Source organism: Alicyclobacillus fodiniaquatilis (genome assembly GCF_042678105.1).
In the GTDB taxonomy this organism is placed as follows: domain Bacteria; phylum Bacillota; class Bacilli; order Alicyclobacillales; family Alicyclobacillaceae; genus Alicyclobacillus; species Alicyclobacillus fodiniaquatilis.
Window position 1 is genome coordinate 105,274 of record NZ_JBHUCX010000024.1, and the last position, 17,493, is coordinate 122,766.

General features: G+C 50.6%; 21 protein-coding genes and 1 other annotated feature. Of the genes, 20 read left to right on the top strand and 1 reads right to left on the bottom strand.

Going from position 1 to position 17,493, the window contains the following annotated elements:
- Positions 1 to 177: 177 nt before the first annotated feature.
- From ACFSB2_RS09805 to obgE, 18 genes are all read left to right on the top strand, one after another.
- Positions 178 to 993 (top strand): prepilin peptidase, encoded by an 816-nt coding sequence (locus ACFSB2_RS09805; RefSeq protein ID WP_377942856.1) that lies wholly within the window; start codon positions 178 to 180, stop codon positions 991 to 993.
- Between the two features lie 241 nt (positions 994 to 1,234).
- On the top strand, positions 1,235 to 2,227 hold the full coding sequence (locus ACFSB2_RS09810) for a 3D domain-containing protein (RefSeq protein ID WP_377942857.1): 993 nt from the start codon (positions 1,235 to 1,237) through the stop codon (positions 2,225 to 2,227).
- Between the two features lie 227 nt (positions 2,228 to 2,454).
- Positions 2,455 to 3,483 carry a type IV pilus twitching motility protein PilT gene (locus tag ACFSB2_RS09815; RefSeq protein WP_377942858.1) on the top strand — a complete coding sequence of 343 codons (1,029 nt, stop codon included), beginning with the start codon at positions 2,455 to 2,457 and terminating at the stop codon, positions 3,481 to 3,483.
- A 35-nt stretch (positions 3,484 to 3,518) separates the two neighbouring features.
- Complete coding sequence (locus tag ACFSB2_RS09820; protein ID WP_377942859.1) at positions 3,519 to 4,607, top strand: hypothetical protein; 1,089 nt, start codon at positions 3,519 to 3,521, stop codon at positions 4,605 to 4,607.
- A gap of 54 nt (positions 4,608 to 4,661) precedes the next feature.
- Positions 4,662 to 4,952, top strand: coding sequence for a DUF4321 domain-containing protein (locus ACFSB2_RS09825; protein WP_377942860.1), 291 nt, complete (start codon positions 4,662 to 4,664; stop codon positions 4,950 to 4,952).
- A gap of 105 nt (positions 4,953 to 5,057) precedes the next feature.
- Entirely contained in the window at positions 5,058 to 5,756 is a 699-nt protein-coding gene (radC, locus tag ACFSB2_RS09830) for a RadC family protein (RefSeq protein WP_377942861.1), read from the top strand.
- A gap of 23 nt (positions 5,757 to 5,779) precedes the next feature.
- On the top strand, positions 5,780 to 6,814 hold the full coding sequence (locus ACFSB2_RS09835; protein ID WP_377942862.1) for a rod shape-determining protein: 1,035 nt from the start codon (positions 5,780 to 5,782) through the stop codon (positions 6,812 to 6,814).
- Positions 6,815 to 6,920: 106 nt separating this feature from the next.
- On the top strand, positions 6,921 to 7,793 hold the full coding sequence (gene mreC, locus ACFSB2_RS09840; RefSeq protein WP_377942863.1) for a rod shape-determining protein MreC: 873 nt from the start codon (positions 6,921 to 6,923) through the stop codon (positions 7,791 to 7,793).
- Between the two features lie 8 nt (positions 7,794 to 7,801).
- Positions 7,802 to 8,305 carry a rod shape-determining protein MreD gene (gene mreD / locus ACFSB2_RS09845; protein ID WP_377942864.1) on the top strand — a complete coding sequence of 168 codons (504 nt, stop codon included), beginning with the start codon at positions 7,802 to 7,804 and terminating at the stop codon, positions 8,303 to 8,305.
- 254 nt (positions 8,306 to 8,559) lie between these two features.
- A complete protein-coding gene (locus tag ACFSB2_RS09850) occupies positions 8,560 to 9,279 on the top strand; it encodes a septum site-determining protein MinC (RefSeq protein ID WP_377942865.1) in 720 nt (239 codons plus the stop codon).
- Positions 9,276 to 10,070, top strand: coding sequence for a septum site-determining protein MinD (gene minD / locus ACFSB2_RS09855; RefSeq protein WP_377942866.1), 795 nt, complete (start codon positions 9,276 to 9,278; stop codon positions 10,068 to 10,070). Before ACFSB2_RS09850 ends, minD begins: the two co-directional genes overlap by 4 nt.
- 113 nt (positions 10,071 to 10,183) lie before the next feature.
- Positions 10,184 to 11,143 carry a peptidoglycan DD-metalloendopeptidase family protein gene (locus ACFSB2_RS09860; protein ID WP_377942867.1) on the top strand — a complete coding sequence of 320 codons (960 nt, stop codon included), beginning with the start codon at positions 10,184 to 10,186 and terminating at the stop codon, positions 11,141 to 11,143.
- Positions 11,140 to 12,039 carry a M50 family metallopeptidase gene (locus tag ACFSB2_RS09865; protein ID WP_377942868.1) on the top strand — a complete coding sequence of 300 codons (900 nt, stop codon included), beginning with the start codon at positions 11,140 to 11,142 and terminating at the stop codon, positions 12,037 to 12,039. Before ACFSB2_RS09860 ends, ACFSB2_RS09865 begins: the two co-directional genes overlap by 4 nt.
- Before the next feature lie 52 nt (positions 12,040 to 12,091).
- Positions 12,092 to 12,167: a sequence feature (ribosomal protein L21 leader region), on the top strand.
- 9 nt (positions 12,168 to 12,176) lie between these two features.
- A complete protein-coding gene (gene rplU, locus ACFSB2_RS09870; protein WP_377942869.1) occupies positions 12,177 to 12,488 on the top strand; it encodes a 50S ribosomal protein L21 in 312 nt (103 codons plus the stop codon).
- A 5-nt stretch (positions 12,489 to 12,493) separates the two neighbouring features.
- A complete protein-coding gene (locus tag ACFSB2_RS09875) occupies positions 12,494 to 12,811 on the top strand; it encodes a ribosomal-processing cysteine protease Prp (protein ID WP_377942870.1) in 318 nt (105 codons plus the stop codon).
- Positions 12,812 to 12,835: 24 nt separating this feature from the next.
- The gene (gene rpmA, locus ACFSB2_RS09880) at positions 12,836 to 13,132 is read left to right on the top strand and encodes a 50S ribosomal protein L27 (RefSeq protein WP_377942871.1); all 297 of its coding nucleotides are present in this window, start codon (positions 12,836 to 12,838) and stop codon (positions 13,130 to 13,132) included.
- 184 nt (positions 13,133 to 13,316) lie between these two features.
- On the top strand, positions 13,317 to 13,781 hold the full coding sequence (locus ACFSB2_RS09885; RefSeq protein ID WP_377942872.1) for a Spo0B domain-containing protein: 465 nt from the start codon (positions 13,317 to 13,319) through the stop codon (positions 13,779 to 13,781).
- Between the two features lie 46 nt (positions 13,782 to 13,827).
- Entirely contained in the window at positions 13,828 to 15,108 is a 1,281-nt protein-coding gene (gene obgE / locus ACFSB2_RS09890) for a GTPase ObgE (RefSeq protein ID WP_377942873.1), read from the top strand.
- A 19-nt stretch (positions 15,109 to 15,127) separates the two neighbouring features.
- Here the strand turns inward: obgE and ACFSB2_RS09895 are convergent, their stop codons facing one another.
- Positions 15,128 to 15,268, bottom strand: coding sequence for a hypothetical protein (locus tag ACFSB2_RS09895; protein WP_377942874.1), 141 nt, complete (start codon positions 15,266 to 15,268; stop codon positions 15,128 to 15,130).
- Between the two features lie 192 nt (positions 15,269 to 15,460).
- On the opposite strand from ACFSB2_RS09895, the gene ACFSB2_RS09900 reads away from it, so the two are divergent.
- Both ACFSB2_RS09900 and ACFSB2_RS09905 read left to right on the top strand, forming a co-directional pair.
- Positions 15,461 to 16,417, top strand: coding sequence for a GspE/PulE family protein (locus ACFSB2_RS09900; RefSeq protein ID WP_377942875.1), 957 nt, complete (start codon positions 15,461 to 15,463; stop codon positions 16,415 to 16,417).
- The gene (locus tag ACFSB2_RS09905; protein WP_377942876.1) at positions 16,359 to 17,453 is read left to right on the top strand and encodes a type II secretion system F family protein; all 1,095 of its coding nucleotides are present in this window, start codon (positions 16,359 to 16,361) and stop codon (positions 17,451 to 17,453) included. Before ACFSB2_RS09900 ends, ACFSB2_RS09905 begins: the two co-directional genes overlap by 59 nt.
- Positions 17,454 to 17,493 lie beyond the last annotated feature (40 nt).

Sequence of the window (17,493 nt, forward strand, 5' to 3'; positions counted from 1 at the left end):
ATTATATCACGTTTCGACAATATTTGTCTTCGTGCGGTTTGATATTCAAAGGGCGTACAAACCTGGCACAACGTGAGTAGTGTTTGGAAGTGATGATGTATGACCACAAGCGCACAAGAAGCAGTAAATATGCGATTTTGTAAACTTTATCTTTTTTTTGCAGGGGCTGGACATTGGATGTCGAAACCACGTTTGTTGGATGTGAAAGGGGAGAGTGGTTTGCCAGACATCACACATGTCTTTTTGTTGGTAGATCTCTTTATTGCGGGCAGTGTGTTTGGTTCGTTTGCCGCCGCGCTTGGCGAACGGTCGACACGCGGTGAATCGGTGATTCGTCCGAGATCACACTGCACAAATTGCGGGAAACCGCTGGCTGCATTTGAATTGATTCCGATTTGGTCATGGCTTTTGCTCAAGGGCCGATGTAGGCGATGTCACATCCGCATTCCCATCCATTATCCAATTGCCGAAAGCACACTTGGCACCGTAGCAGTATTGCTCTGTTGGCAGTCTTCATCTTGGCTTGCGGCACTCGTATCTTCTTTGCTTTGGTTCACGCTAGTGGTGGCAATGTCCACAGATGTGATTGTTTTGATGGTGCCCAATTGGTTGACCTATTCAAATGCCATCGTGGTTTATGTGCTGATGAGTCTCCTGGAGCGCAATTTTGTCAAGCCGTTGTTTTTTATGTTGGTTGGTTTTGGCATTCCTCTTTTGGTTTACTTTTTATCTAGAGGTCGAATGGGTCTGGGTGACGCCAAGTTATATGCATCCATTGGCGCGGTACTCGGCCCTTGGTTGACGATTGAATCCTTTGTATTTTCCTCCATTTTTGGAGCCGTAATTGGCCTTTTTTTGCGCTGCACAGGTCAGTTTCACAAAAAGCAATTGATACCGTTTGTACCGTTCATTGTCATGGGGGTTGGTTCAGCGGAATTTTTGGCAAACGGGTTGCCACAATGGTATATTCACACGTTGCTTCACCTGGGATAAACGGCGTCAGGGCAGGCTTTGACGAACTTTGTCAAAAAGTTTAATACCTGCAGATAAATTCGCCGACATGTTTCGTCAACAAGTGTCATACCGTGTGTTATACACTATCCCCAATTACCGAGAGCAAATAGGTTGACAAATGCGCGCTTGCATTTGTGATAGGGGATAGATATACTGAGCCCAGCCTTAATCCCTTATCAACCTTCTTTCTCTCGCGGGTAGGTTAGGAAGAGGTGATGGAGTGCGTCTACCAAAGTCGAAGGCCGTTTACGTCTTTGCCGCATCGGCGCTAGCGTTGCTTGGCGGCGCGGGTACCGTGTATGGGGCGACGTACAAGACGGTGACGGTTCAAGACAGTGGGCAACGCAAGGTTTTACATGGATTTAGTACAGGAACCGTTGGGCAGTTTCTAGAGCGATATAACATCCATGTGAACAAGCGGGATCGCGTCAGCCCAGCGCTCAGTAGTTCTGTGAAAAACCACCAGATTGTCAACATTGTGCATCCGAAGCGGATCTATTTAGACAATCGGGGAAAAGAAAGAGATATCTGGACGTTTGATCACGACGTCGACAAGTTGCTCGAACAGCAGGGCATTGCCCTCACAAAGTATGATCACATGAACGTCGATACGAATTCGTCACTGTCCAATGGCGAAAAGATTGAGATTCACCGCATCATGAGAAAGATAGCTACGAAGACGCAAAAGATACCATTTCAGACCATACGCCGTCAGTCCGATGGTTTGCTAAAAGGACATGAGCAAGTGGCGACGCACGGTGTGGAAGGGTTGCTGCAAGTACAGACCACCAGCGTCTATCGGGATGGAAAGAAAACATCCCAAACAGTAAAGAAAAAAGTTGTTCGCAAGCCAGTCGATGAGCTGGTTGAGGTAGGAGCAAAACCCGTACCAGTTGTTCATCAGTACACCTTGTCAAGTCGTAGTAGTTCCCCGTCAGCGGGTGTGGTCCAGTCGGCCATGACCGTATTGGCGACAGCCTACACGGCTGGAGGTATCACTGCGAGTGGTCGTCCCGCGCAACCTGGCGTTGTGGCGGTTGACCCGAGTGTCATCCCACTGGGAACGCGGCTTTACATCCCGGGCATAGGCGATGTGATTGCAGCAGATACGGGTGGCGCGATTATCGGTCGCCATATCGATATCTGTATGAGTTCGGAGTCTGCAGCCGCAGCATGGGGCGAACGTACAATCACGGTGTATATACTGCATTGAACAAATTCGAAGGTATGATAGGGTAAAGGCAGCGAAGCGGAACCATATGGTTTCGCTTTTTTCTTTTTTGGCGAGGTTTTGCAGAAATTACGCTGTTCAATACGGACGTATTTTCGCGGCGCAACATATATTTTGCGCTGAGTTTGTCTTCATCTGTCTAGGTGCAGCAGGACAACCTATTTGTTCCGGCGAATGAATCGGCATGTCACACGCACGGAGGGAGTCATATGCTTATCAAGGAGTTGTTGGCCAGTGCGTCGAGGTTAAAGGCCAGCGATTTGCATCTTGGTGTCGGGCATGCGCCCATGTTTCGAATTCATGGTCGGTTGGTCGGCGAAGGAGGCGAACTTTCTTCGACAGTTTTACAGGAGATGACAGAAAACTTGCTGCAACCAGAACAAGCAGCGCTTTTGTCGCAAGAAGGTCAGATCGATTTTGCCTATACGGATGACGTTGGCGGGCGCTATCGGATAAATGTGTTTCGCCAACAGGGGAACATCGGCATGGCCATCCGGGTGATCAATCAGCAAATTCCCTCATTTGAAGCACTGGGGCTGCCGCGCGCTTTGTTGAAGCTGATTGAGCGGCCACATGGACTGATCTTGGTCACTGGCCCAACAGGGAGCGGAAAATCGACGACACTGGCAGCCTTGATTCAAACCATCAACCTCCAGCAAAGCAAACATATCATTACACTCGAAGATCCGATTGAGTACATTCACCCACACGTTCAGTCCATCATCCACCAGCGCGAAATTGGCGCGGATACCGCCAGTTTCGCGATCGCGCTGCGAGCTGCGCTCCGTCAAGATCCGGATGTGATTCTTGTAGGCGAATTGCGAGATTTGGAGACGGTGAAAACGGCTGTCACCGCATCGGAGACTGGACACATGGTCATCTCGACGCTGCATACAAGCGACGCGGTACAGACCGTCGATAGATTGATTGATATGTTTCCAGCAGAGCAGCAAGGGCAGGTTCGGTTCCAACTTGCCGCTACATTATCAGCTGTCATCTCACAGCGGCTGTTGCCGACCATGGATAGACAAGGGCGGATCGCCGTTGCAGAGCTGTTGGTAAACACGCCAGCGGTGGCAAATTTGATTCGCACACAAAAAACACATCAACTGAAGTCGGTGATGCAGACCTCGCGGCATGTAGGTATGCAGACGTTTGCCATGGCAGTGCGAAATCTCGTTCAAGAAGGTGTCATCTCTGACGACATCGCGAAAGAGTGGTTGGACTCACCGGCATAGAATCTAGTTCCCGGACATAGAGTAGGAATGACTCTATGAGTTTGGGGGAGAACGGTGTGGCAGAAGCGGACATCAAACAACGGTCGTCGGATACATCGTCGCTGCTTGTGCGCATGGGTCAAGAAGCGTGGGTAGTGCGAACGCAAACAGCCCAGCCTGAAAGCGAAAAGCAGGTGCAAAATACAGCTCGATTGCGGTTGGACAAGCCCATTGGTCTGCGGGGATTGAGTCCACAAAAGCGTGTTCATCCAGCGCGGGCGCGCTATGCGCAGATGCATGGTCCCAGGCGTCATGGATTGCGCGCATTCTATCGATTCGTCACGCGCGTCGTAGTTTATATTGCGCGGACAATTCTACCTAGACACGCCAATCGGTTGCTTGCCAGCCTGCAGGGCGGTTTGATCATCGGCATGATATTTGGCTGTTTGGCTGTGTTCCTCTTTCATCAGATGGCGCCGTTGTCGACAAGCGCCATTGTGCCGCAAAATACCACCGAACAACCGTCGACCCCGATTGTCGCCAGTGTGCCACAGAAGGCGATGGCTGTGCCAGGTTTTCGAATCTATCTGGTGGAATATGGCGTTTACAATACAGCAGCGCAGGCTCAGGCGGAAGTCGCTTCGTTGAAAAGCCATAGCTTGACGTCGTACATCGTCTCTTTAAACGGATTTGCGGTTGTCTCTGCCGCGTGTGTTCAAGCTTCTGATGCGGACACCATCGCCAAACAGGCACAGGCTGTTGCGCCAGCGGCCAAGGTGAAAACAATCCAGGCGAAATCGAGAAATATTGCCATACTAGGCAAAACGACAGCAACTACGGTCGATTCGGTTCAGCACTGGCTAGCTGACAGCACAAGCGGATTGCTCGCGCTCACCGCATGGTTGGCCGATCACGGTCGCATTGCTGATGCGCAAACTGCACTTGCGTCGGCCAAAGAAGCGTATCCCGGCGATTCATCCGTCGCGGAAACTGGGTTGCAGAACCAGTTGATGGGTTTGCATCAATCGCTGCAAGCAGCTGATGAATCGTTTGTAAAGCACGATAACACAGCCGCTGCGCAACAAACATTGAACGCCTTTGTGCAACTGCTGAATATCCAAGGCGTGAATGAGCTGGTTTCGTAACTTGCCACAGCTTGTTCATAAATGAGCCGACAATGTTCGGCAGGAATCCCCTTTGTGCTGTCGAAACCTATCTGTCATGCACGACTCTGGAAAGGTATGAAAGTAGTGCGCAAAACCTCATGGCGCTCTTTTGTTTTAATTGCAGTGTCGACGGTCGTTGGAACGTTAGCGGATACGTTGGTTTCCAGTCGCTTGCCGTTCCTGCGGCCGCATACGCATGTCTCCTGGCATCCGAGCATCGACTTGGCGGTTGTTCAATTCTCAATGGCATTGACATTCTCGGTCAACTGGGGCTCGCTTGTCGGCTTTGTGGTTGGTTATCTGCTTTCTCGACGCGTCAAATAAAACTTTTACCGATTGATTGACAAGGTATAGATACATATAGTTTAGGGTTTGTGGTGAACCCATTTCCTCCGTACAGTGGAAGAGATGTACGATGGAGGGATGGTTATGGTAGATGGTGGGGGAGCCATTCAGCGCACCACAGCACAGTTTGAAGGGCCGCGCGAACGTCTGCTATGCTTAGGGCCGGCGGCGTTGCGGACAGACGAATTGTTAGCTTGTATTATGCAATCGGGCAATGGCAAGCAGAGTGTTTACGAGATATCAACCAAGCTTCTGCAGTACGTTGGCGGGGTTTACGCCTTGGCGGACATCGACGTCGCGGAGTTGTTGTCTGTACCGGGAATTGGTCGAGCAAAAGCTTTACAAATCGCCGCAGCTGTCGAATTGGGCCGCAGAATTGTTCATAAACCAAGTGACCAGCGCCTACAAATTCGGACAGCGGATGATGCTGCCACGTATGTTATGGATAGGATGAGGTACCTTAAAAAGGAACATTTTGTAACGCTGCTCTTAGATACCAAACATCGTTTAATTGGTGAAGACACTTCATCCATCGGAAGTTTGGACGCATCGATTGTTCATCCGAGAGAGGTCTTTCGGTTTGCGATTCGACGGAGTGCTTCGGCAATTCTGTGCGTCCATAACCACCCCAGTGGAGATCCATCCCCTAGTTCCGAAGATATCGCTGTGACTAGGCGGCTGGAGGAGGCAGGACGTGTACTTGGTATTGAAGTGCTTGACCACATTGTGATTGGGGACGGGCGCTATGTCAGCTTGCGAGCGGCTGGTTATATGGACAACTGATTTGAGAGGGGATCCATCAGACGATGTTTGCAGTTCGTGATATGGGTGTTGATTTAGGTACAGCGAATACGCTGGTTTATGTAAAAGGGCGCGGGATTGTTGTTCGTGAGCCTTCGGTTGTCGCGATTCGCACCGACAATGGGGCCATTGAAGCAGTGGGTTCAGAAGCCAAACAGATGATTGGCCGCACCCCAGGAAATATTGTCGCTGTGCGCCCAATGAAAGACGGGGTCATTGCGGATTTTCAAACGACTTCTACGATGTTGCGCCACTTCATCCGGCAGGCGATGAAGACCAAATCAAACTGGTCGGGTAAGCCGCGGGTGATGGTGAGCGTGCCTTCTGGCATTACTGCAGTTGAAAAGCGCGCGGTGGAGGATGCCGCATTGGAGGCAGGCGCAAAAGATGCGCAAATTATTGAAGAACCGATGGCGGCCGCGATTGGCGCTGGATTGCCTGTCGGAGAACCCACTGGTTCAATGGTCGTAGATATTGGCGGCGGCACCACAGAGGTTGCCATTATTTCATTAGGTGGGATTGTGACAAGTCGCTCTATTCGAGTTGCTGGCGACGAGATGGACGAAGCCATCATTCAGTACGTGAAAAAAGCATACAATCTGATGATTGGTGAGCGGACGTCCGAGGAATTGAAGATTCAAATTGGTTCTGCCAGTACGCTGGACGAGCCTAAGAGCTTGGATATTCGCGGACGTGATTTGCTTACGGGTTTGCCGCGGACGTTCAGCATCAGCTCTGGAGAAATCTGTGACGCTTTGGCGGACACTGTAGGGTCCATTATTGAGGCCGTGAAGGTGACACTGGAGAAATCACCGCCGGAATTGGCTGCGGATATCATGGACAGGGGGATTGTCTTGACTGGCGGCGGCGCACTGCTGCGCAATTTAGATAAGCGGCTGAGCGATGAAACGGGGATGCCGGTGTTGGTCGCTGAGGAGCCGCTGGATTGTGTTGCAGTGGGAACAGGCAAAGCGCTCGACAATTATGATGTCTATCGCAAGCGCAGCGTCGCCTTGCGCAAGGCGCAGGGCAGAGCCTAGTTTCTCGCTTGGCTCAAACATGTTTGCAACGCAAGGTTGGCTCGAATAGCCTGCTGCCAACTTGGGAGGAAAATCTCTAAAGAACGTTGAGGGAAGAGGGATACGGGTGTCCCGTTACCTAACAAGTCGAAGATTGTTTGTGCTCTTAGCCAGTATCATCCTACTGATGGTCATCGCTGGATTGACCATATCCCGAGGTGGGCGAGTAGCCAGCTGGCCAGAGCAGATTGTCATGAATGTACAGACGACCGTTTCTTCCTGGGTTTATCGTCCAGTGAGTAAACTGACCGGCTTTTTTGGCGGCTTGAGCGATCTGCGTTCCATGTACCAAGAAAATGCGGAACTGAAACATGAAATGCAAAACTATCAGTCGATAGAATCGCAGTTGAACGATGAAAAGTCACAGGTGGCAACACTGCAAAAAATGGTGAAGTTCGTAAACCATCATACAAGCTGGGATTATGTCGCAGCGCATGTGGTAGGGCGCGAACCGTCTCTTTGGAATTCAGAGTTGACAATTGATGTTGGCAGCAAAGAGGGCGTAAAGCCGAATCTAGCTGTGGTTGCACCTGATGGCAGCCTTGTTGGCCGAGTGGCCAACGTAGCATCACAAAGTTCCAAGGTCATTCTAGTTACAGATACGCAATTAGGTGATGGTGTTTCTGCATTGACACAGGCTTCATCGCAGCAGCCGTTCGGCATTGTCACAGGATCCACTCGCAATCAAGGGGAACTTGATTTGACATTTTGGGGAAAGTTGGTGCAGTTACCTGCCAAACAATTGGTTGGTGACGATGTCATCACGTCTGGACTGACCTCGACATTTCCGCGTGGCATCATCATTGGCAAAATTACAAAGGTGCAATATGGGCCACACAGCACTGCGCAATCTGCGGTTGTTCAACCGAGTGCGAATTTGGATTACCTGCAAGACGTATTTGTCGTCTTGAAAGTAAAACAGGCGGGCAGTCAACAATGAGGCTGACGTTGGCATTTGTGATCTTGTGGGTGGGGTTGATTTTGGAATCTACATTGTTTCAAATTCCGCCAATCAATCTCATTCACCCTGGTTTTGTGTTGGTCACTTTGGTGTTAATTGCGCTGATGCGCGGTCCGAATACGGCTGTGTTGTTTGGTATCGCCATCGGTCTGATTCAAGATGTTTGTTACGGTACGTTTATCGGTTTAAACGCGTTTTGTTACGGTGTGATTGCCTATTTTGCTGGAGCGTTGTTTAGTCAGTTTCTCCACCGAAACTTGGCGATCACGTTTTTGACATCTATGTTGTTCAGCTTTATTCACACATGGCTGACGTACGGTTTGACGCGATTGTTTGATGTCACGGCAGAGCGTTGGCCTTATGTTCTATCGCAGTCATTGGTCGCGATGATCATCAATGGTATTCTCACGTTGATGCTCTATCCGCTTTTGACAAAGTTGTTTACGCCGCGACAACGAAGTCGCTATGATGCATCCCAGACGGAAGGGTAAGCCGAAAAAGCGCCTTGGTCGTATCCAAAAACAACTCGCAACACGCGAGTTGTTTTTGTTTTAACCCGGCCCGATAAGGTGATGTATCGAACCGGCGCGACGCATCTGCACCAGCAACATGAAAATCTGTGTCAATCAAAGCATCGCGAATGGCGCATCAGGGTACCGACTTTATTTTCAAGATAGAAGGAAATTGTGCTGTGAAACGCGAATAAAGGCTGGCGGGCAGGGGCCTACGCTGGAGGGACACCGCTTTGATTGTCAATAGTGAATTATTGTATGATACAAAACCGCTTGTCACGGTAAAAGGCACGCGGGAGGGGCTTCTTTTTCTACTAGATGAATACGCCGAATTTGACGCGCTCTACACGTATGTGAACGAGCTGTTGTCGGGCGAATCTGGCAAAGTTTTTGACGGACCGACTGTCGAGATTGTGATAGATTATGGAAAGAGACGGATGTCGCCGGAACATTGCAATCGGCTCATCTCTCTATTTATGGAACACCCTAACTTTCTGATTAAGGCCTGGGGTGGGGGGACCGCGGCACGCCAGTCCCTTTTTCAGAAGAAGACGTCGGCGCGTGATCAGACCATTTACTATGGTACGGTTCGAGCCGGAGCACCGATGCTGTTTGACGGTGACGTGGTGATTGTAGGAGATGTCAATCCGAGCGCACAGGTGGAGGCGACCGGGGATATTTTCGTGTTTGGTCGCTTGCTTGGCATTGCCCATGCAGGGGTGGCTGGAGATACTTCCAGTGTCATTGCGGCTACAGAATTTTCGCCAATGCAACTGCGGATAGGGGATGTTGTCAGTCGCGCACCCAATGACGCAAATGGGCCATTGCAGGCGTTTATGGAATTTGCCTATTTGGAGCACGGTCAACTGGCGGTAGCCCAAATGCGCCATTTTTCAAATTGGTTTCAGTCGCGCAGGCGTAAACCTGACAGTCGGAAGGAGCGGCGACAATGAGTTCAGCAATTGTGGTCACCTCGGGCAAGGGAGGCGTTGGCAAAACGACCTCTACAGCCAACATAGCGACTGCGCTTGCCTTACTTGGCAAGAAGGTCTGTATCGTCGATGCTGATATTGGCCTTCGCAATTTAGATGTAGTCATGGGGTTGGAAAATCGCATCATTTACGACATCATCGACGTGGCAAATCAAGATTGCCGTTTGCAGCAAGCGCTGATTCGCGATAAAAGATTTGAGCATCTTGTGTTGTTGCCAGCTGCGCAGACCAAGGACAAGCGAGCTTTGACACCGGCTGTGATGACACAATTGGTCGAAGAATTGAAGGCGTCGTATGATTACGTCGTGATCGACTGCCCAGCCGGGATTGAGGAAGGGTTTCGCGTTGCCATTGCGCCAGCGGATTTCGCAGTGGTGGTAACCACGCCGGAAAATGCGGCCGTACGGGATGCGGACAGGGTTATCGGCTTGCTGGAAAAAGAGCAGATCGATCCACCGCGCCTGGTGGTCAATCGCATTCGTCCGCAAATGGTCAAGCGTGGGGAAATGTTGGATATTGATGAAATTGTTCAAATTCTTTCGATTGACTTGCTTGGCATCGTACCAGATGACGAAGCTGTGATTAAAAATTCGAATCTAGGCGAACCTTGTGCGATGCGGCCGGACACACCGGCAGGAATCGCCTATCGCAATATTGCGCGTCGCATTCTCGGCGACGCGGTGCCCCTGATGTCACTTGAAGAGAAAAAAGGGTTTTGGGGGAAAATGAAAAAAATGATTGGCGGTCGTTGAGGCGTCGCCGAATGTGTGTCGAGTGGACTGGTGAATGGCCAGTCCACTTTTTTGATCATACTTGTCCACTTTCGTTCATAACCATGTGGTGAGAATGAGAGGAGGCTGCGCCGATGGCCGATGTCAAAAGGAAGTGGCCGTGGCAAGCGAAGCATACAACGGGGGCCAACCTACAAAGTCGTTCGGAGATAGATGCAGACACCTCGTCCAGGCGTCGGTTTTCTGATACTTCCGCATCAGATGAGCCAAATACCACCTCAGTTGAAGCCATTGACGACTCAATGCCTGCACCTTCACGTTGGGTGAGCGAGGGGAACGGGGACTTGTCTCCGTATGGATTCGTCGATGAGGATGGCGGGATGCGACAGGTGGAAAGTGGAACATGGCGCAATGCATTTGGCGCCAAACGCCCTCAGCCGACCGGAAAGCGTTTTGTCGCTCGAACGACCTCTACTTCACCACCGTCAGGAACTGGTGGGGGGGTGAAACAGAAGAGTTATGCGAGCACGTTGCTTTGGCAGGCTTTTTGCGCCGCGATGCTGGTTGGCATTGGATACTTTGTAGAGCATAGTCCACAGCCACTTGCCCAAACCATCGCATCCGAATCGCAAGGTGTGTTTCAAACGGACTATACGGCGAAAGTGCAGCCTGAAATCACGAAGGCTTTTCAGGATTTACACGTCACTGTACCTTCGTTTGGCGGCAGCGCGGTTCAATTGCACACGCCCATCGCCGGTGATATCACGGAAGATTATTCTTCAAACCATCCAGAAATCTCGATTTCAGCAAGTGCGAACCAAGCTGTGAAAGCGGCAGGCTCGGGCACGGTCACCGCAGTGACCAAGAGCGGCAATGCGGAAATTTTAAAAATCGACAACGGTGATTTTGGTACATCGGTATACACAGGACTTGGCAGTATCAATGTCAAGCTGCATGAATATGTGAGTTCCGGCGAGGTGGTTGGCAAGTTGCCGGCAAAACCAAGCCATCCTATTCTGCAATTTTCCATGCTTAAAAACGGAAAATACGAAAATCCACATCAATTCATTGATTTTCCTGGAGATGGACAATGAGCTTTGTCAGCCGACTTGAAGAGAAGATAGGGTATATTTTCGGGGTCGGGCGGGTGCGGGTGCACCCGCTTTTTATCGCCTTGCTTATCGCAGCGTACTTTGTCGGTTTATTGAACGCTGCACTGCTGTTGTTCACTTTTGTCATCCTGCATGAGTTTGGTCATGCGTTGACAGCCAAGTGGCTGGGCTATGAGGTCGAAGAGGTATCTTTGCTTCCGTTCGGTGGGGTTGCCAAACTTTCTTATGCGAGACTCGGGTTTTCGCCGCGGGATGAAGCGGTGGTGGCCATCGCTGGCCCATTTGTGAATTTCCTGCTATGTATCTTGGCGACCGTCTTATATGCGATCCATCTTATGAATGCCGATTTTTATCAACAGTGGATGCAACTGAATTGCTGGATAGGCATTTTTAATTTATTGCCGGGATTGCCGCTTGACGGCGGACGAATTTTGCGTGCTGCGAGATCTCGACAAGTGGGCTACGAACGCGCGACATTGGAGGCGTACAGAGTGGCGTTTGCACTTGCAATTTTGCTGATGGGCACAGGTGTGCTGGCGCTGTTTATCGGTCATCCTCACCTTGGAATGATGCTGCTTGGGTTATTCCTTTTGGTCACGGCGGTTCGCGGTCGGCGCGATGTGCGTTCAGAAACCATGCGTTTTTTAGATGCAAAACGCCGCCAAAGCACTTCGTTGCTAAAAATTCATTCGCTCGCGGTCTCAAGCAGCACGAAGATCCGTGAGATTGTGGTTCAATTTTCTCCTGATAGGTATCATATTGTATATGTGTTGGCGGAAGACGGGTTGGTGGTCGCGGTCATCGAAGAAGTTGAACTGCTGGACGCCGTGTTTGAAGGGCGTTGGTTGGAGCCTGTAGGCGCACTCTTGGATAAATAGTGCAGGGCGGTTGCACCGCATCGGTTGCCATGCTAAAATAATGAACGTGTGTATTGCACTACAACCGCATGCTGAACAGGTTTTAAATGGATTTGTCCATACCTTAGGCAGCGAGTCTGAGTGAAGGAGATTTGTTGATGTACGCAATTGTTGAAACAGGCGGCAAGCAATTTAAAGTCAGTCAGGGGAACACCATCTATGTCGAGAAATTGGCACATGAGGTGGGCGAGACTGTGACGTTGGACAAGGTGTTCCTGGTTCAGGACAACGGGTCCGTTCGCGTGGGCAGCCCATATGTCGAAGGTGCCAAAGTTGTGGCCAAAGTGATTGAACATGGCCGCGGCAAAAAGATTGTGGTGTTCAAGTACAAGTCCAAGAAAAACTATCACAAGAAGCAAGGTCATCGTCAACCTTACACCAAGTTGACGATTGAAGCGATTGAAGCGTAACGCGGATGGTCACGTTTGAAATTGCGCAACAGCAGAATCGAGTTTCCGGTTTTCGAGTAACTGGCCACGCCGGTTATGCAGAGTCTGGCTCAGATATTGTTTGTGCAGCAATTTCTGTGCTGGTCTATAATGCGATTAACAGTTGTGAGCGCTTTGCAGACCTGGCGCTAGACGTACAAGACCAGGGCGACACACTCATCTGTCGATTGCCCAAGCATCCTACAGATGCAGTGCGCTTGCTTATCAACAGTTTGTTTTACGGTGTTGAACAAGTTGCGGAGCAGTATCCTGAATATGTCCGCATAAAGACGATGAATGCTTGATGAATATGGAAAGGATGAATTCGCATGTTGATGTTAAACCTCCAACGGTTTGCGCATAAAAAAGGTGTATCAAGTACACGAAATGGCCGCGATAGCGTTTCGAAGCGCCTTGGCGTGAAGGAAGGCGACGGCAAGGTTGTATCGGCTGGCAGCATTCTCGTTCGCCAACGCGGAACGAAAATTCACCCAGGTACAAATGTCGGGATTGGCAAGGACGACACTTTGTTTGCCAAGGTGGAAGGTCGCGTACGTTTTGAAAAATTTGGTCACAAGCGCAAACGTGTTAGCATCTATCCTGTAGTCGAGGAAGTTGCGCAATAATTGTCTTTGCGTTGGTGTTCAATCTTGGTCCGTATTGAGAAACGCAGGCTGGTACGTGATGCTGATTCTGTTTTTCAGTTGGAGTGAGATAGGACTACCTGATACTTGCTTGTTCTTTTATCAAAGAAATACACAGGGGTCTGGCACTCGTGCCAGACCCTTTTTGAGAGGTGGGCGGTAAAGGGTGCTTTCGACAGATTCAGATGAATTTAACGCCACTTCGTTTCGACGTCATCGACATGATGTATTGAATCAGCTGCAATTGGTACGAGCTTATCTTCAGATGGAGCGTACAGAAGATGCCATCACGATGATTGATCAGACTGCACAGTGGTTGCAATCACTGGCATTGTGGCAGATTAACTTTGGATACTTTGGCGAGCGTCTGATGTGGGTTGCGGCGACATGTCCCAATGTGTATTTAAAGGACGTGGCATCGGAATTGGAGCTGACGGATGAATGTCTAACGGAACTTGAGGCTTGGCTGGTTGCGGTGCAGCATTTGTTGGCGCAGCAAGGCGGCAATGTGTATCTGTCCATTTCGGCTCAGGGTAAGGGCTTTGCGATTCTGCTGGATTCGCAAGCGCCAAACCTGCCACTTGAAGTCTGGCATAATACGTACGAAACCTTGCACTTCAACACGCTTTGAAGAAGTGACTGGGATGAAAATTTGCGAACTTTGGGAGGTGAGTCTGATGTTCACAGATCACGCAACGATTTATGTTAAAGGAGGCGATGGTGGTAACGGGATCGTCTCCTATCGAAGAGAAAAATATGTTCCATTGGGTGGCCCGGCTGGCGGCGATGGAGGCAATGGCGCGGATGTCGTCCTGATTGTCGATGAAGGCTTGCGGACATTGGTCGACTTTCGCTATCAACGCCATTTTAAGGCGACGCGCGGCGATCACGGTGGCACAAAGAATCGGCATGGCGCCAATGCGCATGATATGATCATCAAAGTTCCTCCAGGGACACTTGTCAAAGATGTGAACAGTGGCGTTTTCCTCGGTGATCTGACACGCCACGGCGACAAGCTGATTGTGGCGCACGGTGGTCGCGGTGGTCGCGGGAATACGCGCTTCGCCACTGCGACAAACAAAGCGCCCGATATGGCGGAAAAAGGTGAACCGGGCGAAGAGCGATGGATTGAATTGGAACTCAAGGTGCTGGCGGACGTCGGGCTTGTGGGCTTTCCATCTGTCGGAAAATCAACTTTGCTCGCCGCAGTGACACGAGCGAGACCGAAAGTTGGCGCTTATCACTTTACCACGCTCAGTCCTGAACTCGGTGTCGTTGAAGTGGCAGACGGGAGATCTTTTGTCCTGGCTGACTTGCCGGGGCTGATTGAAGGCGCGCACGAGGGACATGGACTAGGCCACGAGTTTTTGCGTCATGTTGAGCGAACGAAGGTCATTGTCCATGTCATTGATATGGCATCGGTCGACGGGCGCGATCCGGTCGAGGATTTTCAAATCATTGAAAACGAGTTGTCGGCGTACGATGAAAAACTTGCAGAACGACCGAGATTGATCGCAGCGAACAAGATGGATCTGCCGGACGCCCAAGAAGGATTGCAACGTTTTGAGGAAGCTTATCCGGAACTTGAGGTTTTTCGCATTTCGGGCGCCACGCATCAGGGGCTGGATTTGTTGTTGCAGCGGATTGCCGATGTGCTGGATTCGTTGCCTGCAGAAGATTTGGAGCCAGTGGAGGATGTTGAAGAGGAGACACACAAGGTTTATCGTTTGGAGACGATTCAACCATTTGTCATTCTCCATAATGGCGGGCAGTTCATCGTCGAAAGCAAAGAGCTCGAGAAGTTGGTGGCGATGACGAATTTTGAGCAATTTGACGCTGTGAAAAGATTCCAGCGCATTCTGAAACAAAAAGGCGTCGATGATGCACTGCGCAAACGCGGCGCCAAAAGTGGCGACAGCATTCGCATCGCCGACATGGTGTTTGACTTTGTTGATTAGTACTGTGCATTACTTCCCTTCAAAATAAAATGGTTTCTTCGAATGCTCCACCTACGGTGTCCGGATTGAATGGCATGTTCGTGTTTCTGTTGCCGGTAGCACCGTGGGTGGCAGTCTCATTTTCTGCGAGGATGCCGGCATATGCCAGTCGTGAGCGCATGCTGCCGCCACCTTTCACTCTAGTGATCAAGACGAACGGGTTGACCGTTTCTGTCCATGTATTTTGTCTTCCCTTCACGTACAGTTCATCATCATTTTGGATAATTTATGCAAAACTACATAGCTTAACGCGTCAAGTGAACAGGCGTTCATTGTGTTGCAGCGAATCTTCTTATGCAAAGGGGGACTTTGCATGGAAGTGTTCACGACAGCCCGTATTCTGCAACAAATGATGGATTATGCCATTGATTGTGGCGCAACCGACATTCATTTGTGCAGCACTGGAAAACAGTTGCAAGTCGATTTACGCGTCGCAGGGGAGCTTCGTCCTTTTGTACAGTTGACGGACAGAGCGGAGGAAATAGTGCGTCGTATTAAGGCCATGGCCCGGATGGATGTGACGGATCGACAAATGCCACAGGAAGGTGTCTTTTCCTGGAATGGTGAACGATCTGTGCGGATTCGCGTGTCGTCGTTGCCGATTTACGGCGGTGAGTCGGTTGTTTTGCGCGTGCTCCAGCAGCCTCTGCGGGTATTGGAGTTGCACCAAGTGGGACTGACAGCGGAACAGTTCTATGAGGTTGTTCATTTACTTGAAGAGCCAGTTGGCCTCGTTTTGGTGGCTGGGCGGACTGGTGTGGGCAAGACGACTACGCTTTATGCCATGATGCACCATTTGGCCAATCAGGGTCGTCAGGTATTCAGCATTGAAGATCCAGTAGAAGTGCCAATTCCACATTGCCGACAAGTGGAAGTGCGCGAAAGAACAGGCTTGTCTTACGAGGTTGGCCTGCGGTCACTGTTGCGCCAAGATCCGGATGTGTTGATGATAGGTGAAATTCGTGATGAAGTGACAGCGCGTGTGGCGGTTCGTGCGGCGCTGACTGGACGCCTCGTGTTGGCGACAACCCATGCTGCCAATTTTCAAGCTACAGTCAGCCGTCTCGTCGATTTAGGAGTGCCAGCTCACCTGCTTGATGACGTGTTACGTGCAGTCATCATACAAAATGTACACCGTAGTCGGTTGGAATCCCGGCGATATAAACACGAGTTTCAAATTGAAGAGGGAAGCGTGTCTGGTGGTGAATATTATGCCGTTTGGAGGGAAGAGCGCCAAACTGTCACCTCAACAAGGAAAGATGCTATTTAAACGCTTCGTGCAACTCATCAAGCGCATGCGCCAGCGTGGCGTGACCGCCACCTTTGCTTTGGAGCAGTTGGCGGACATGTTGACAGCCGGCGTAGATTTGGCAAGCGCATTTACGACGTTGGCCAGTCAAGGGAGGAAAACGGAACGCGTCTTAGGTCAACGTGGCTTAGAGCGGCTGGAACGAGGGCTGCCCCTTGCAGTTATCTTTGCGCCCTATGTGGATCCGATTACTTTAACAGTGCTGTCTTTGGCGGAAGAAATCGGTTCGTTGCCTGAAGCGATGGGGGATTATGTCCAAAGGGACAAGGCGCGTCGCAACTGGCGCCAGCAGTGTGTCAAAGCCCTCGTATATCCTGTGTTGCTGTTGTTCGCCTGCCTTGCGCTAGCTGTGTTTGTGCGATTTCAAATACAGCCTGAACTGCGTGATCTTCAATTGCAAATCGCTTCACCGCAAACGCACGGATCCATGATTACAAAATTCGCCACGAATTTGCCTTTGCTCGTTGTAGATGGCGTTGTGGTGTTGCCGCTGGCATACATTGGTTTGCGGGTGCTCAGAACACGATTCCACCTTTCGTTTGCGCTGCCTGGCGATATGTACTTCCGGGCCGTACATAGCGAACGTCTTGCTTATTTATTGCATGTGCAACTTGCGGCGGGATTATCTGTTGTGGAAGCGCTGGAATCCATGGAAACGGCAGGCCAAGGAAGGGGAGTCAGTGTACACAGCGCCTACATGCGAATCAAGATTTTGGCTGGCGAACGGTTTGTGGACGCACTCTTTCCAGGCTGCCATCCCATATTGTTGCAGCTATGTCTCACAGGCGAGCAAACCGGTGACATTGCAGGTGCACTCGAGCGGACGAGCACAGTTTTGCGAGCGCAACTGATGCGGCAATTGCAACAGTTCACCGCATGGTTGGAACCTGGCGCAATGGCGATGATGGGGGTGGTCGTCGCCGCGACGATGTACAGTGTGTTTGGTCCGATGTACAGTACCGTATCAGATTTGTCCAACGGGTCTTCACTTACATAGGTGGACAGCCATGTGAGGTGAGTTTGTCTGCTGCGCAAGG